Origin of the sequence: Flavobacterium sp., assembly GCF_017744675.1 — a bacterium.
Taxonomy (GTDB): Bacteria; Bacteroidota; Bacteroidia; order Flavobacteriales; family Flavobacteriaceae; genus Flavobacterium.
On the sequence record NZ_JAGIAV010000002.1, the window covers coordinates 564,564 to 579,718 of the forward strand.

The window sequence follows — 15,155 nt, forward strand, 5'->3', positions numbered from 1 at the left end:
CTCATGGAAAAGAAAAAGACAAATAAAAAATTCATCATCATACTAACCGTAATGGTATTATTGGGAGGAACTTACGGAATATCAAAATATTTACACGGTCAAGCTCACGAAGAAACAGATGATGCTCAGATCGAGAAAAAAATGAATCCAATTATCCCAAGAGTTTCTGGATACATCAGCAAAGTGTATGTGAAAGATAATGATTATGTAAAAAAAGGAGATACTTTATTTACTATCGACAAGAGAGATTATCAATTGAAGATTGATGAAGCTAATGCTGCTTTATTAGGAGCTGAAGGTCAATACGAAGCTGCAAAAGCTGATATCGGAAGTGCTTATGCAAGTATTTCTGTTTCAGATGCTCAAATGAGATCGGCAAGCGGTTCTATCGAAAGTGCAAAAATTAGATTGAGACAGCTTACAAATGATTACAATCGTTACAATAACTTGTACAAAACTCATACAATTACAAAACAACAATATGAGCAAGCTTTAACAGCAAAAGAGGAAGCTGAAAACCAAGTTCGAGTTTTAGAGCAACAGCAAAAAGCGACTTCTTACCAAAAATCGGTTATTCAGTCAAAATCTAAAGTTTCAGACAAACAGACAGAAGTTGCCGCAGCCAATATCAAAAAAGCAAAAACAATGCTTGATGTTGCTCACTTAAACCTTTCTTATACTGTTGTTACTGCTGCAATTGACGGTCAGGTTTCTAAAGTTGATATTCAGCCAGGACAATTGGTTCAGCCAGGACAATCTTTATTCTATATCATTAATAATAGCGAAGCTTGGGTTGTAGCTAACTTTAAAGAAACACAATTAAACAAAATGGTTGTGGGACAAAAAGTAAGCTTAAAAGTTGATGCTTATCCAAACTACGAATTTAAAGGAACTGTAACATCATTTTCTCCTGCAACAGGATCTCGTTTTTCATTATTGCCTCCTGATAATGCAACAGGAAACTTCGTTAAAACAATTCAGAGATTACCAGTAAAAATTAGTATCGACCAATCAAACGATCCTGAAAAAGTAAAACTTTTAAGACCAGGGATGAATGTTGATGTAGATGTACATGTAAAATAAATAAATGGCAACAGCAGTACAAGATGACGATTTAGTAGAATACGGTTTCAGACGTGTTGTCATTACGATTACGGCAGTACTTTGTGCATTGCTGGAAATTGTTGACACGACGATTGTAAACGTTGCACTAACAGACATGCGAGGAAGTCTTGGTGCTACCTTGACCGACGTTGCATGGGTAATTACAGCATACGCGATTGCGAATGTTATTGTAATTCCGATGACGAGCTGGCTATCGCAGCAATTTGGAAGACGTAATTATTTTGTGGCTTCGATCATAATATTTACAGTCTGTTCCTTTTTGTGTGGTAATGCCACCAATATATGGGAACTAGTAGCTTTCCGATTCGTACAAGGTATGGGTGGTGGAGCGCTCCTAGTAACGGCACAAACGATTATTACAGAAAGTTACCCTGTAGCAAAACGTGGAATGGCGCAAGCGATTTACGGAATGGGTGTAATTGTTGGACCAACTCTTGGACCACCTTTAGGAGGTTATTTGGTTGATAATTATTCTTGGCCTTATATTTTCTACATTAATATTCCGTTAGGAATTATTGCTACGATTTTGGCTTTAACTTTTGTTAGAAGTCCGAAATATGGAGAGAAATTAAAAGCAAATCAGGTTGACTGGTGGGGAATTATCTTATTGAGTACCTTTATTGGTTCTTTACAATTCGTACTAGAACACGGACAGCAAGACGATTGGTTTAACGATTCTTTAATCGTGACCTTAAGTGTTGTAACAGTTCTTGGATTGGTTTTATTTATCTGGAGAGAGCTTACTTATAAACATCCAATCGTGAACTTAAGTGTTTTAAAAGACGGAAACTTAAGAATTGGAACCGTAATGTGTTTTATTCTGGGTTTTGGTTTGTACGGATCGACATTGATTATCCCGATTTACACGCAGTCAATTTTAGGGTGGACTGCAACAGATGCTGGTTTATTATTGATTCCAGGATCTATTACCACAGCAATCATGATGCCATTTGTGGGTAATATGATTCAGAAAGGTGTTCCGCAAGGATATATGGTTGGAGTAGGATTTTTAATTTTCTTCTTCTTTACCTTTATGATGTACAGCCGTATGACACCTGACACTGGAGTTGAGCACATGTATTGGCCATTGATCTTAAGAGGAATTGGTTTAGGATTGCTTTTCGTTCCTATTACAACACTTTCTCTTTCTACTTTGAAAGGAAAACAAATTGGTGAAGGAGCAGCATTTACAGGAATGATGCGTCAGTTAGGCGGATCTTTTGGTATTGCGATCATTACTACTTTCATCACACGTTTCAGCCAATCGCATAGAGTAGATTTAATTAATAACCTAGATCCTGCTAAGTTTGACGTGCAGCAGCGTATTGCAGGAATGCAGCACTCTTTCATGGCAAAAGGATATAGCGCAGATGTTGCTTTAAAGAAAGCATATCAAGCCATAGAATATTCAGTAATGAAACAAAGTACTGTAATGGCTTATATGGATATTTTCCTTTATCTAGGAATTATGTTTTTATGTTGCATACCGATTATTCTCTTTATCAAAAAAGGGAAGAACAAAATTAGTGCAGCCGACGCAATGCATTAATAATAATAGATTTATAATACGCATAAACGCCGAATTCTTAATTGAATTCGGCGTTGTTTTTTATGATCGTTTTGATTATAAACCTGCAGGGATTTAAATCCCTGCCTACAATATGTTTCGAGTCTACGACTCTTTCAGAAAAACTTAGAATCTTAGCAACTTAGAACCTTAGTATCTAAAAAATCTATCTCGTAAAAACCAAATGATTTCCTTTCGAAAGATTCGCGTCAAATTGATAACCTTCGTAATTAAACCCTTTTAGATCGTCAATAGTTTCTGCATTGGTATCGATAATATAACGAACCATCATACCTCTTGCCTTTTTAGCAAAAAAACTGATCATTTTTAATTTTCCGTCTTTGTAATCTTTAAAATCAGGCGTAATTACAGGTACTTTTAAAGCTTTTACATCAACCGCAGAAAAGTATTCATTACTTGCCAGATTAACAAATAATTCCCCTTTTTTTAATTCTTTGTTTAAAGCCTTTGTAACGGTCGGTTTCCAGAAATCATGCAGGCTTTTAGATTCGCCAACCGGCATTCTAGTTCCCATTTCCAAGCGGTACGCCTGCATTAAATCAAGCGGTTTTAAAAGTCCGTAAAGTCCAGATAAGATTCGAAGCTTCTCTTGCAGAACATCTAATTTATCTAACGGAATTGTGTAAGCATCCAAACCAGTATAAACGTCACCATCAAAAGTGTAAACCGCTGGGCGAGCATTTTCTGGAGTAAAAGGCGTTTTCCAATCTTGATTTCTTTTCCAGTTTAAATCGGCTAGTTTCTCTGAGATAGACATTAATTCTGATAATTCAGCTGGCTTTTTTTGTTTTACTACTTTATGAACCACTCGTGCTTCTTTTAAAAAAGAGGGTTCAGTATATTGAGATGTTGGCAATTCTTTTTCGAAATTCAATGATTTCGCTGGAGATATAACAATTTTCATTTGTGCGTTTTTGTATGATTCAAAAATACAAATTGAATTTCTAAAAATAGATTATCGCAATTGATTTGTTCTATTGACGTATATTTTTTTTTCGCCACGAATTACACTAATTACACTAATTTTTCTAGCCACAGATTTAAAGATTAAAATGATTATTTTTTTAATTAAAAAGAAAATTCGTCTTCATTCGTGTAATTCGTGGCAACCTATTTTAAACTTTCACAAAAATCAGCATGAAAAACTATTAAATTCTTCAAAAAAATGAGCGACAGATTATAATAGGCATTTTCTATGTTGTAAATTTGCGTGCATTTTATTTCGTCTGAAATCCAAATTGCATTTTTACTCAAAAATTACTGAATTCGTGGCTGTACAAACAAACTATAAATCTGCTTTACAAAACAAAATCTTCGATATCATTTCGAAAGCTTCTCAGGAATTAAACGTTGACTCGTATGTGATCGGCGGATTTGTTCGTGATTTGCTTTTAAACCGAGGTTCTAAAAAAGATATCGACGTTGTAGCAGTTGGAAGCGGAATTGAATTGGCGCTTAAAGTTTCTGATTTGCTTCCAAACAAACCAAAAGTTCAAGTATTTAAAACTTACGGAACAGCAATGCTTCGTTTTGAAGATACAGATATTGAGTTTGTAGGTGCCCGAAAAGAATCTTACAACCGTGACAGCCGAAATCCGATTGTTGAAAACGGAACTCTACAAGACGACCAAAACCGTCGTGATTTTACTATCAATGCATTGGCTTTATCGTTAAACGAAAATAATTTCGGAGATCTACTGGATCCGTTTGATGGTTTGGCAGATTTAGAAAGCAAAACAATCAAAACACCGTTGGATCCAGATATTACCTATTCTGATGATCCTTTGCGTATGCTTCGCGCCATCCGTTTTGCCACACAGTTGAACTTCGAAATTGAAGAAAATTCATTAAACGCGATCACTAAAAATGCAGAAAGAATCAAAATTATTTCTGGCGAAAGAATAGTTGACGAATTAAACAAAATTCTCTTAACGGATAAACCTTCAACCGGATTTTTACTTTTATACAAAACGGGACTTTTGGATATTATTTTACCTGAATTAACAGCTTTGAATCAGGTAGAAGAAATTGAAGGTCATACGCATAAAAACAATTTTTACCATACGCTGGAAGTTGTCGATAATATTTGCCCAAATACAGATGACGTTTGGTTACGATGGTCAGCTTTATTGCACGATATTGGTAAAGCACCTACTAAACGTTTCACTAAAAAACAGGGATGGACTTTTCACGGACATGAATTCCTAGGCGGAAAAATGGCTAAGAAAATCTTCGAACGTTTGCACATGCCCTTAAACCATAAAATGAAATTCGTTCAGAAAATGGTTATCATGAGTTCTCGCCCGATTGTGTTGGCGCAAGATATTGTGACAGACAGTGCAGTTCGTCGTTTGGTTTTTGATGCTGGCGAAGATGTAGAAAACTTAATGACTTTATGTGAAGCGGATATCACAACCAAAAATCCGTCAAAATTTAAAAAGTATCACAAAAACTTTGAGCTTGTTCGCAAGAAAATCGTTGAAGTTGAAGAACGCGATCATGTTCGTAATTTCCAACCGCCAATTACAGGAGAAGAAATTATGGAAATCTTTGATTTGAAGCCTTCACGCGAAATCGGAATTTTGAAAGAAGCGGTAAAAGAAGCTATTTTAGAAGGAGATATTCCAAACGAATATCAAGCCGCTTATGATTTTGTGATTAAAAGAGCTGAAAAATTAGGCTTAAAAAAAGTTGAGAAATAAGTAGTATTTAATAAAAATGAAAAAAGAAAATAAATCAGTAATCATCTGGTTACTATCGGGTTGTGCTTTATTATTTTTAATGGTTGTCGTGGGCGGCATCACACGTTTAACCAATTCGGGTTTATCTATGACCGACTGGCATTTGGTAACCGACACCTTCCCGCCTCTAACAGAAGCCAAATGGCAAGCCGCTTTTGACGAATACAAGAAATTTCCAGAATATCAGAAAATCAATATTCATAACGATTTTCAGTTAGCCGATTATAAATTTATTTATTTCTGGGAATGGTTTCACCGTTTCATTGGGCGTATTATTGGGTTGGTTTTCTTTGTACCGTTTGTTTACTTTTTAGCTAAAAAGAAATTAGATACAGACACAATCAAAAAATGCGTAGTGCTTTTAGGGATGGGAGCTTTCCAAGGATTCTTAGGATGGTTTATGGTAAGAAGCGGATTAATCGACAATCCAGATGTGAGCCACTTTAGACTTTCTTTGCACTTAACATTTGCCTTTATCACTTTTGCCTATACGCTTTGGGTTGCATTAGATTTAATTTACCCAGAAAGAAATATCAATAAGATTTTACCGCTTCGAAATATTGCACGTTATGCTTTGGCAGCATTATTAATACAGATTATTTACGGTGGACTTGTTGCGGGTTTAAATGCAGGATTAATTCACAATCACTGGCCATTAATGAGCGATGGTGAATTTATTCACGAATCGGTTTTTATTGAACAGTCTTCTTTAGTAAAAAACTTAATTGAAGGAAAAAGCGGTGTTCAGTTTGTGCATAGAACCTTTGCTTACGTTGTTGTGGCAATGATTCTTTTCCTTTTCTTCAAAAGCAAAAAATATACGCTTACCCAAACTCAGGCAAACGGAATTAAAACTCTTGTAGTTTTTGTTTTCATTCAGTTTGCACTTGGCGTTTTCACTTTATTATACAGCGTTCCATTGGCTTTAGGATTAATTCACCAGATTATGGCGTTTTTCCTTTTAAGTGCCATGACGTATACTTTGCATAGATTGAGCAAATAAAAATCAAATATTAAAACATAAAAAAAGAGCCAAATGGCTCTTTTTTTATGTTTTAATATATAACCCGAAACTGGATTGAAATCCGGCCCTACAACATGACCGAGCCGATGGTTCTCTAAATTCTAATTGCTATATTTTTTGGTCGGATTGAAATTCGACCCTACAATATTGGTCGAGCCGATGGCTCTTTTTTTCAAACAAAAAGAAAATTCCGCAAGAATGGAATATATTCTAGCAACTCCGACAGCTATCAGGATTAATTCGTTGAATTATAAAAATATGCATTTCACAAAGTTCTACGGGAACTGCACATTTTACATTTTACATCACACATTTCTCAAAAAAGAAAACTACCCCAACCAACTTTTAAAATCCTGCACTTTTTCTCGGCTCACAATAACCTCATCTTCTTTGTAAGTGGGTAAAATCACTTTTAAACGAGAATTGGTGTAGACCTGAATTTCTTTAATTGCTTTTAACGGGACAATAAATTTTCTACTTACGCGAAAGAAATCCTTTTTGTCTAGTTCTTGTTCTAAAATTTCTAAAGTTGAATCGATCAAATAATCACGATTATCGTAAGTATGAATGTAAGTTCCTTTGTTTTCACTGAAAAAACATTCAATTTCTTCTGTTGTAATTACTTTCAAATGCTGACCAATTTTAACTGTAAACCTCTTTTTATAGGTTTTCTCAAAAGGATTAGACAACATTTGACGAATCTGTTCAAAATCCAATTGCAGGTTTGAAGTTTCGGCTGCAGCTTTTGGAAGACGCGATTTGAATTTTGAAACCGCGGTTTCCAGGTCATCTTCATCAATTGGTTTCAGGAGATAATCGATACTATTTAATTTGAAAGCTTTTAAAGCATATTCGTCATAAGCAGTTGTAAAAATGATAGCACTTTTTATATCTATCTTTTCAAAAATTTCAAACGACAAACCATCAGACAGCTGAATGTCTAGAAAAATCAAATCTGGATGCGAATTGTTTTCAAACCATTGAATCGCTTCTTCTACAGAATGAAGCATGGTTTCTACTTTTACATCTAACTTTTCAAGCTTTCTCTGCAGCAATCTCGCCGCTGGTTTTTCGTCTTCTATAATTAATGTGATCATTTACTATATTGTAAAAAATTGAAAAAATATTAATTCAAATTTACTCCCATTTATTTTTATTTTGGGCGTCTCTCTCCATATATTTCTGAATTTTCTTCTTTTCCCAATCATTACCGAAAAAAATATCACTTCCGAAAACAGATAATGCGTGCGCTAATAGACCGATTCCCCAAAAAAATGCAGTAGAATAAGTGTGCCACTCTGTTAAACCACTTAAATCCATTACCATTAGACCAGCAGATCTATCTCGCGTCAAACTTGATACAATGATGATAATATTCACAATAATGTAAATCTTAAGATGAGAGTAAAATCTCTTAAGTCTTTTTACTCTTCTATAAGCTGCATTATAATTTGGATCGTCTGTATACTCTCCAAAATGCTGTCGCGTGTAATCTTCGTACATTTCTCTTCTAAAACGTCCCATAACTATGCTTTAAATTATTTCCACTTGTTTTTATTCTGTTTTTCCTTTTCCATAAATTCTTTGATTTTTCTTTCTTCCCATTCTTTTCCCATTCCCGGAAAAACTTCAAAGACTTTTAATCCGTGAAAAACAACACCAACTCCCCACCACAATAATGGCCAGAAAAACCATAAATAACTTGGTGATGTATATAAATTGATAAAAATTAAAATCGCGTTTACGAATACGAAAGCCACTAGATTTCCATAAAATCCTTTAATATTTTCTACTTTCTTTTTGGCTTGAATATATTTTTCCTCTTCACTTAAATTCCTTTCCATAATTATTCCCATTTTTGTTTTTTATACTTTTTTTCTAAAATGCTTCTTACTTTACGTTCTTCCCATTGATCACCAAAAATTTTATAAGAAGCAAACAAATCGATTGCAGAACCTATCATTACAGCTGTCCAAAGAATCACAATTACCCAATTGATATATTTTATTGGAAAAATTTGCAATGGCAGATTGGTGTATTCTTTTAAAAGAAATAAAATCACTGCAATGATGTAAAAAAACAAATGTTTGTAAAAAGATTTCAACTGAATTACTTTTTTACTTGCCAATTCCTGCAGTATTTTTTGTTCTTGATCGTTATTCAAATTTGCTTCCATGATTGCTTGCTAATCGTTGTTTATTTTCTTTTTCTAGAATTTCCTGAATCTTTCTCTCTTCCCATTTCTTATTAAAGAAAGGCGGAAGGCTAAAGACTTTAAGTCCGTGTAAAATAATTGCAACACCCCACCCCATTACAGACCATATAAACCATAAGTATTCTGGACAAGTCATTAAGTTAACCACAATCGCTATTGGGTTGCACAAAACATAAACGGTCAAATGCTCATAAAATCCTCTTATTTTTTTTACCTTTTTCTGAGCTTCATAATAACGGTCTGTCTCTATGAAATTATTTTCCACTATTTCCACGTCTTTTGCTTATTGTCTTTCTCTAAAATTTCTCGAATCTTTCTTTCTTCCCAATCTGAGCTATAACCAAAAACTTTAAAAGCATGCATGGCAACTCCAAATCCCCAGCCTAAAGCAGAAAACCAAAACCATTGAAATCCTGGTGAAAATCTTAGATTAATAAAAATCAAGAACGGAATGACACAACAGTAAGAAATTATGTTTCCATAAAAACCTTTTAGTTCTTCGACTCGCTTTTTGGCTCTATAGTAAGCCCTTGCTTCGTCTGTATATTCTGCACTCGTTTCCATAACGGCAATTTGTTTGGTTAAAATCGGAATCCTAACGGTAAAATTCTTCTCATCCTCTTGAACTTTCACCTTTCTGTCGGTTATAATTCCGTATCGGTTTACAATATTCTGAAGTCCGACACCTTGTCTATCCTGCAAAACTTCTTTTTTCTGAAGATCATTCTGAATTGCCAGATAATCTCTATCAATAAATATTCTAATATGAAGTGGTTTTTGCTCGCTTACTACATTGTGTTTTACAGTATTCTCCAGCAAAAGCTGTAAAGAAAGCGGAACCACTTTGGCTTCTGGATTGATATTTTCTGTTGGCAATTCGTAAAACAAACTATTTTCAAAACGCATTTTCAGCAAATTCATATAGGTTTTTGCAAATGACAACTCATCTTCAACCGAAACCAATTCTTTATCTTTTTGCTCTAAAACATAGCGGTAAATTTTGGATAACGAAGTCGTAAAACGCTGTGCATTATCTGGATTTTCTTCAATTAAAGAACTTAAAACATTCAAGCTATTAAATAAAAAATGCGGATCGATCTGGTTTTTTAAACTCTCGAATTTGGCATTTGCCGTTCCTGCTATAATCTTCTGTTGGGTAACCTTATTTTCTTGATAAAGTTTATAAAAATTAAGTCCGTGAAAAAACAGTAACACAATGAATGTCATTACTGCAGGTTCTATATAATTTTCTGCTTTCTCATTGGCTAGAAAACCTATAATTGTCTTGTTATCGATTATTACACTTGTAAACAAACGCAACACTACAATTATAATCATCGATACAAAAAACGAACTTACGAAGCCAATCAAAATCCTTTTTAACGAATACGGATTTGATCTGAAAACTCTATCTAAAAACTCAAAAAGAACGATATTTGCGATATACAAAACCACACTGTAAAGCATGCAATACAAGAAATAGATAGAAAGATTCTTAGTAAAAACTGCTGTACCTATAGAAGCAAATCGAATTAGAAAAGAAAATAAAAATACTATTGCTCCAACTAAACATGCTTTTAACAAATTTGGTTTTAATATCATGGTGGCCTATAACGATTAAATTATTTACAAGTTTTTTGGATTTCTAATGCTCGGTCCAATCCCCATTTTGGAGCATAAGGCGTTGCTGGTTTAAAAGTATTAAAAAGTTCAATAGATTTATCAACTTGCGCACATAAAGGTTTTGTGTCTACTCCTGTCCATTTTGCACCGCCTAACTGATAATCGGCTTCACCAAAAACCGCTCTCGGATTATTTGGATCTAATGCTTTTGCTTTTGCGTAAGCTTCCATTACTTTACTAGAATATTTCATTCCGTTTGTCATTGGGTCAGCTACAACATATCCGGTGTAAATTAAAGCCTGCATTACATACAATTCAGAATTGGCTTGATCTTTTATCAATTCAACATCTAAGGCATCTTGCGCTTTTGTAAGCAGCAAATCTATTTTTGTTTTGTCTTTTTCTGTAAAAACAGCTGTTGCATTGATTAAAGCTACATAATAATTTGGCAGATAACTATTTTTCTCGGCACCAGCAATTCTTTCAAATAAAGCAGAAGCTTCTGCATTTTTTCCTTCTTTCCAAAGTCCGAACGCTTTGTTCATTCCTTGTTCAAATTGTGTTTGTGCTGAACTTATTGCTACTACTAATAATGCGATTAACGTGATGATTTTTTTCATTGTATAAGTTATTTAATGGTTTGTTATATGATTAGTTATTAATTTATTAGAAGGTAATTTCGACTTTTGAATCTTTACTGACATCAAATTTAGCATCTTTATACAAAGGAGGTCCCATAAATCCTTTTGCGTTGTTTGAAGCTGCGTATTCTTCTGATGGAATTCCCATTGCATTTCTGTCAAGCACTCCATTGCTGTTTTCATCATGATAAGTTGAAATTGCATATTCTCCAGCAGGAAGATTTTCAAAAGTTACAACCGCTTGATTGTTTTTAATTTCGGAAGCAAGACTTTTGTAAGTTGTTTTAAGAAAGGTTCCATCAGAATTGTATAATCCTACTTTCACAATTCCCGTATCGTTTTTTAAACCTGAAACAGCAACAGTTAATTTCACATTTTGTGCAGACATTAAGTTGCAGATAAATAAAATAGTTATTGTAATAATTTTGGTCATGATTTCTAATTTTTTAAGGTTCTGAGTTACTAAGGTTCTAAGATTCTAAGTTTTTTTTTTGATGATTAAAACTCTTTTTTAAAGGTTCAAAGTGACAGAGAAACAAAGTTGCAAAGATTTGATTTTCTAACTATTAAGGTTCTAAACCTTTGAACCTATGCCGCTCTGTTTCTTTGTTCCATTTAATTTACACTTCAAAAGTATGCTGGTTTTTAGTCTTTTAAAATTAAATGATACTGAGTTGTTGATTTTGGTTACTGAATTGTTTTTTTTAAAGATGCTAAGGTTCTTAGGGACTAAGGTTCTAAGCTTTTCCTTAGCACCTTAGTATCTTAGAACCTCAGAACCTTTTTAAAGATTCTTCAACTGATTCTCATTCTTATTCTGGCTAATCGTCCAGAAGAAACCTACGAAGAAGAATCGATCTGCGGTTGGAACTACGGCTTGTCTTTGATACACTCCGCTTGGGTCTGGATTTTTGGCATAATCATATCCGAAAACATTTTTTGTTCCTAAAACATTCGAAACAGAGAAATAAAGGATTTTTTGTGTTGTCAATAAATACGCCCAGTTGAAACTCAAGCTATTGTATGATTTTGTTTTTCCGTTCATAAACTGTGTCTGGTTTGGATCATTGTACGGACGTCCTGTGCTGAAACTGTTTGTTAAACCAACTTGCGATTTCCAATCTGTAATGAAATATTTTGTTACGACAGATAAATTATGATTTGCAATAAAGTTTGGAGTTGCCATGTACGGAAAGTTTTTATACTGTCTTTCTGAATCGATATAAGAGTACGAAATCCAATATTCTAAGTTTTTGTACAAATTGCTGTCTCTCCAAAACAAATCGATTCCTTTTGCATAACCCGATCCGTTGTTATTGAAAACCGAGTTGTACTGAATGTCTCTTGTATTGTACTGCACCAAATTGCTGTAATCTTTATAATAAGCCTCTGCTCTTAGCGTTTGTCCAGGTCTTGTAAAAGTGTAATTTAAAATATAATGACTTGCTTTCTCGCTTTCGAACTGATGGTATTTAGAAAATTTAATATAATCTACGACAGGTGTTTGTGTAAAGTCTCCATAAGCAAAAGAAAACTGACTGCTTTTTGAAGCTTTATATCCTAATGAAGCTCTCGGCGCAATATTGTTTTCGTTTAATAAACTATTATTTGAATATCTTAAACCAACTTTTAAAGCTAATTTTTTAGAAAACATAATATCTCCTTCGGTATAAGCTGCAAAAATGTTTGAGTCGTAACCATTTGTAACATCAAGCGCAATATGATCTGCTACATTTTCGTCGTATTTTGTAATGAAATAATCGGTTCCAAAAGACAATTTAAAGTAGTTCGAGAATTTCTTGCTTAATTTTAATTTCAGTTGCGCTGCGTTTTCTTGACTGTCAACTCCTGTAATGTCGTATTTTAATTTGTTTTTGCTGTAACCGTAACTCACTCCAGAAGTTAATGTCCATCCTGTTCCAAAACTTCCTTTGTATGAAGAATTCAAATAGAAGTTATTATTATTCATATCTGTTCTGATCGGATTTTCAAAATTGACGTTTTTCTGATTTAAATCGAATTTTTCAGAATCAAATGAAGCGTACAATTTGAAAATTCCATTTGTAAAATTGTATCTGTAAACCGTTTCGCCTCCAAGTGATTGATACGGATTATTCCAATCTACATTTTGCGGAATAATAGCTTGATATGGAGCCAAATTCACATACATCATGTTTACGCTTAAAGAACTTTTTTTGAATTTCTGCGTGTTTCCTAAACTCAAACCAACCGTCATTAATCCGATATCTGTTTTTTCGTGATCTTCTTCATCCTGCGTATTCAAAAGCAAAACACTCGATAAAGCTTCACCATATTCTGCAGAATAACCTCCAGTAGAAAATGCGATTCCGCTAAATAAGAAAGGAGAAAAACGGCTTCTTGTTGGTAAATTATTTGTTGTTGCGCCATAAGGCTGTGCTACGCGAATTCCGTCTACAAAAGTCTGAGTTTCGCTTGCCTCACCTCCACGCACAAACAAACGTCCGTCCTCGCCTACTGTTTGCGTTCCTGGCAAAGTTTGCAGAGCCGCAACTATATTTCCTGCCGAACCCGCTGTAGTCACAATATCTAAAGGTTTTAAAACAGAAACTCTAGCTTTGTCTCCAGATTCTAAAGTTCCAGCTGTAATCACAACGGCATCTAAAGCATTAACATTTTCTCTTAATTTTACGGTTTGCCCTTTAAAATTTGCCACATCAATTTCTTGTTTGAAAGTTTCGAAAAGCAGAAAACTAACCACTAAAAATTTGTTTCCTGTTTCGGTTGTTTCAAAAGAAAAATCTCCAGTTTCAGAACTTGTTGCTCCATCATAAGTTCCATCAATATAAATGTTTGCGCCTGCAACTGGTTTTCCTTTTTGATCAACTACTTTTCCTGAAATTGTATTTTGAGCAAAAATTAATGCGGTAAAAAATAAAAAGCTAACTGTAAAAAATAATTTGGTTTTCATATCATCTTTGGTTTTGATGAGGCAAATGTATTTTAACATTAAACGTTAAAAAATATATAATAACCCAATTGTAGAATTTCGAGGATGAGTTGTAAATGACTAATTTGTATATTAGCTAGGAAATCCAAAATCACCATTTTATGTCAGAAAGTAAACGAATTTCAAATTTATATCAATCCATTTACAATGGAAATCCTTGGCTAGAAGTCAATCTAGACAGCACTTTAAAGAATGTAACCGCAGAACAGGCATACCGAAAAATAAACCCTAATTTGAATACGATTTGGGAAATTGTCAATCATTTGATTCAATGGAGAAGAAATATTTTAGAGCGCATGCAAGGCGAAGTGATCGTTACTCCCGATCATAATTATTTTGTTCCTGTCTTAGACCCTTCTGAAGTGGCTTGGGAGCAATCGCTTCAGACATTGGCAAAAACTCAAGATTCGTGGAATGCTTTTTTTGAGAATTTCAATGATGAAGATTTAGCTAAAATTTATGTAAATAATGGCCATACGTATTACGAACACATTCACGGTATTATTCAGCACGATGTGTATCATTTAGGACAGATTGTTATTTTGAAGAAACTGCTTTAGTTATAAAAATATTTTTCGCACAGTATTGTCATTTCGACGAAGGAGACCCGAGCGATAGCGAACAGGTGAAGCAAATCACACGCGGGATTCCATACAGATTGGATAACTTTCTTTACGGAGTTTCTTGTGAAGATTTCTCCTTCGTCGAAATGACAAAATTGAGGTTAATCTTTAAATTTAAATTATCAGATGAAAAATTCAATACTTATTCTAGCATTTTTACTTTTTAGTACAATCGCTTTTTCGCAAGAAACCGAAGCAAAATATGATGAAGCTTTAGCCAAATCACTTCATGCTGACGAATATGGAATGAAGAAATATGTTTTTTGCCTACTAAAATCAGGAAGCAATACCACCGTTTCTAAAGAAGAATCCAAAAAACTTTTTGAAGGACATATGGCTAATATTGGAAAATTAGCCAAAGAAGGAAAACTGGTTGTGGCCGGACCTTTCATGAAAAATGATCGAAATTATCGCGGTATTTTTATTTTTAATGTCGAAACTATAGAAGAAGCCAAAACTCTTATTGCTACTGATCCCGCAATAAAAGCCAATTTACTCGAAGCCGAATTAACGCCTTGGTATTGTACCGCAGCATTGCAGGAAATTCCGAAAATGCATGATAAAATTGCTAAGACGAAAATGTAAA

16 protein-coding genes are annotated in these 15,155 nt (G+C 34.1%); 6 read left to right on the plus strand and 10 right to left on the minus strand.

Annotated features, from left to right (window positions below; translation table 11 throughout):
• Positions 1–3: 3 nt before the first annotated feature.
• Positions 4–1,083 carry an HlyD family secretion protein gene (locus J7574_RS07875; protein ID WP_290966671.1) on the plus strand — a complete coding sequence of 360 codons (1,080 nt, stop codon included), beginning with the start codon at positions 4–6 and terminating at the stop codon, positions 1,081–1,083.
• Between the two features lie 4 nt (positions 1,084–1,087).
• Positions 1,088–2,674 (plus strand): MDR family MFS transporter, encoded by a 1,587-nt coding sequence (locus J7574_RS07880; protein ID WP_290966674.1) that lies wholly within the window; start codon positions 1,088–1,090, stop codon positions 2,672–2,674.
• Positions 2,675–2,858: 184 nt separating this feature from the next.
• On the opposite strand, the gene yaaA is transcribed toward J7574_RS07880, so the two are convergent.
• A complete protein-coding gene (yaaA, locus tag J7574_RS07885) occupies positions 2,859–3,617 on the minus strand; it encodes a peroxide stress protein YaaA (protein ID WP_290966676.1) in 759 nt (252 codons plus the stop codon).
• Between the two features lie 364 nt (positions 3,618–3,981).
• Between yaaA and J7574_RS07890 the strand changes: the two genes are divergently transcribed.
• Complete coding sequence (locus tag J7574_RS07890) at positions 3,982–5,415, plus strand: HD domain-containing protein (RefSeq protein ID WP_290966679.1); 1,434 nt, start codon at positions 3,982–3,984, stop codon at positions 5,413–5,415.
• A 16-nt stretch (positions 5,416–5,431) separates the two neighbouring features.
• Complete coding sequence (locus J7574_RS07895; RefSeq protein ID WP_290966683.1) at positions 5,432–6,457, plus strand: COX15/CtaA family protein; 1,026 nt, start codon at positions 5,432–5,434, stop codon at positions 6,455–6,457.
• 350 nt (positions 6,458–6,807) lie between these two features.
• On the opposite strand, the gene J7574_RS07900 is transcribed toward J7574_RS07895, so the two are convergent.
• The 9 genes from J7574_RS07900 to J7574_RS07940 all read right to left on the minus strand — a co-directional run bounded on the left by J7574_RS07900 (position 6,808) and on the right by J7574_RS07940 (position 13,907).
• Complete coding sequence (locus tag J7574_RS07900; RefSeq protein ID WP_290966685.1) at positions 6,808–7,575, minus strand: LytTR family DNA-binding domain-containing protein; 768 nt, start codon at positions 7,573–7,575, stop codon at positions 6,808–6,810.
• Positions 7,576–7,615: 40 nt separating this feature from the next.
• On the minus strand, positions 7,616–8,002 hold the full coding sequence (locus J7574_RS07905; RefSeq protein WP_290966689.1) for a 2TM domain-containing protein: 387 nt from the start codon (positions 8,000–8,002) through the stop codon (positions 7,616–7,618).
• A gap of 14 nt (positions 8,003–8,016) precedes the next feature.
• A complete protein-coding gene (locus J7574_RS07910; RefSeq protein WP_290966691.1) occupies positions 8,017–8,322 on the minus strand; it encodes a 2TM domain-containing protein in 306 nt (101 codons plus the stop codon).
• A gap of 2 nt (positions 8,323–8,324) precedes the next feature.
• Positions 8,325–8,654 (minus strand): 2TM domain-containing protein, encoded by a 330-nt coding sequence (locus J7574_RS07915; RefSeq protein ID WP_290966693.1) that lies wholly within the window; start codon positions 8,652–8,654, stop codon positions 8,325–8,327.
• The gene (locus tag J7574_RS07920) at positions 8,635–8,958 is read right to left on the minus strand and encodes a 2TM domain-containing protein (protein ID WP_290966696.1); all 324 of its coding nucleotides are present in this window, start codon (positions 8,956–8,958) and stop codon (positions 8,635–8,637) included. The genes J7574_RS07915 and J7574_RS07920 overlap by 20 nt, the downstream gene beginning before the upstream one ends.
• Entirely contained in the window at positions 8,958–10,295 is a 1,338-nt protein-coding gene (locus J7574_RS07925) for a 2TM domain-containing protein (protein ID WP_290966699.1), read from the minus strand. Before J7574_RS07925 ends, J7574_RS07920 begins: the two co-directional genes overlap by 1 nt.
• A 20-nt stretch (positions 10,296–10,315) precedes the next feature.
• Positions 10,316–10,936 (minus strand): hypothetical protein, encoded by a 621-nt coding sequence (locus J7574_RS07930; protein ID WP_290966702.1) that lies wholly within the window; start codon positions 10,934–10,936, stop codon positions 10,316–10,318.
• A gap of 46 nt (positions 10,937–10,982) precedes the next feature.
• Positions 10,983–11,390 (minus strand): DUF2141 domain-containing protein, encoded by a 408-nt coding sequence (locus tag J7574_RS07935; protein WP_290966704.1) that lies wholly within the window; start codon positions 11,388–11,390, stop codon positions 10,983–10,985.
• 351 nt (positions 11,391–11,741) lie between these two features.
• Positions 11,742–13,907 carry a TonB-dependent receptor gene (locus J7574_RS07940; RefSeq protein ID WP_290966706.1) on the minus strand — a complete coding sequence of 722 codons (2,166 nt, stop codon included), beginning with the start codon at positions 13,905–13,907 and terminating at the stop codon, positions 11,742–11,744.
• Between the two features lie 140 nt (positions 13,908–14,047).
• On the opposite strand from J7574_RS07940, the gene J7574_RS07945 reads away from it, so the two are divergent.
• Both J7574_RS07945 and J7574_RS07950 read left to right on the plus strand, forming a co-directional pair.
• Positions 14,048–14,506 (plus strand): DinB family protein, encoded by a 459-nt coding sequence (locus J7574_RS07945; RefSeq protein ID WP_290966708.1) that lies wholly within the window; start codon positions 14,048–14,050, stop codon positions 14,504–14,506.
• Positions 14,507–14,695: 189 nt separating this feature from the next.
• On the plus strand, positions 14,696–15,154 hold the full coding sequence (locus tag J7574_RS07950; RefSeq protein ID WP_290966711.1) for a YciI family protein: 459 nt from the start codon (positions 14,696–14,698) through the stop codon (positions 15,152–15,154).
• The last annotated feature ends 1 nt before the right edge of the window (position 15,155 follow it).

Bases quoted from the DNA above. Each gene is read 5' to 3' on its own strand.
- J7574_RS07940 (WP_290966706.1), bottom strand. From the start codon at position 13,907: ATGAAAACCAAATTATTTTTTACAGTTAGCTTTTTATTTTTTACCGCA.
- J7574_RS07950 (WP_290966711.1), top strand. From the start codon at position 14,696: ATGAAAAATTCAATACTTATTCTAGCATTTTTACTTTTTAGTACAATC.
- J7574_RS07900 (WP_290966685.1), bottom strand. From the start codon at position 7,575: ATGATCACATTAATTATAGAAGACGAAAAACCAGCGGCGAGATTGCTG.
- J7574_RS07935 (WP_290966704.1), bottom strand. From the start codon at position 11,390: ATGACCAAAATTATTACAATAACTATTTTATTTATCTGCAACTTAATG.
- J7574_RS07925 (WP_290966699.1), bottom strand. From the start codon at position 10,295: ATGATATTAAAACCAAATTTGTTAAAAGCATGTTTAGTTGGAGCAATA.
- J7574_RS07915 (WP_290966693.1), bottom strand. From the start codon at position 8,654: ATGGAAGCAAATTTGAATAACGATCAAGAACAAAAAATACTGCAGGAA.
- J7574_RS07930 (WP_290966702.1), bottom strand. From the start codon at position 10,936: ATGAAAAAAATCATCACGTTAATCGCATTATTAGTAGTAGCAATAAGT.
- J7574_RS07905 (WP_290966689.1), bottom strand. From the start codon at position 8,002: ATGGGACGTTTTAGAAGAGAAATGTACGAAGATTACACGCGACAGCAT.
- yaaA (WP_290966676.1), bottom strand. From the start codon at position 3,617: ATGAAAATTGTTATATCTCCAGCGAAATCATTGAATTTCGAAAAAGAA.
- J7574_RS07875 (WP_290966671.1), top strand. From the start codon at position 4: ATGGAAAAGAAAAAGACAAATAAAAAATTCATCATCATACTAACCGTA.
- J7574_RS07895 (WP_290966683.1), top strand. From the start codon at position 5,432: ATGAAAAAAGAAAATAAATCAGTAATCATCTGGTTACTATCGGGTTGT.
- J7574_RS07910 (WP_290966691.1), bottom strand. From the start codon at position 8,322: ATGGAAAGGAATTTAAGTGAAGAGGAAAAATATATTCAAGCCAAAAAG.
- J7574_RS07945 (WP_290966708.1), top strand. From the start codon at position 14,048: ATGTCAGAAAGTAAACGAATTTCAAATTTATATCAATCCATTTACAAT.
- J7574_RS07880 (WP_290966674.1), top strand. From the start codon at position 1,088: ATGGCAACAGCAGTACAAGATGACGATTTAGTAGAATACGGTTTCAGA.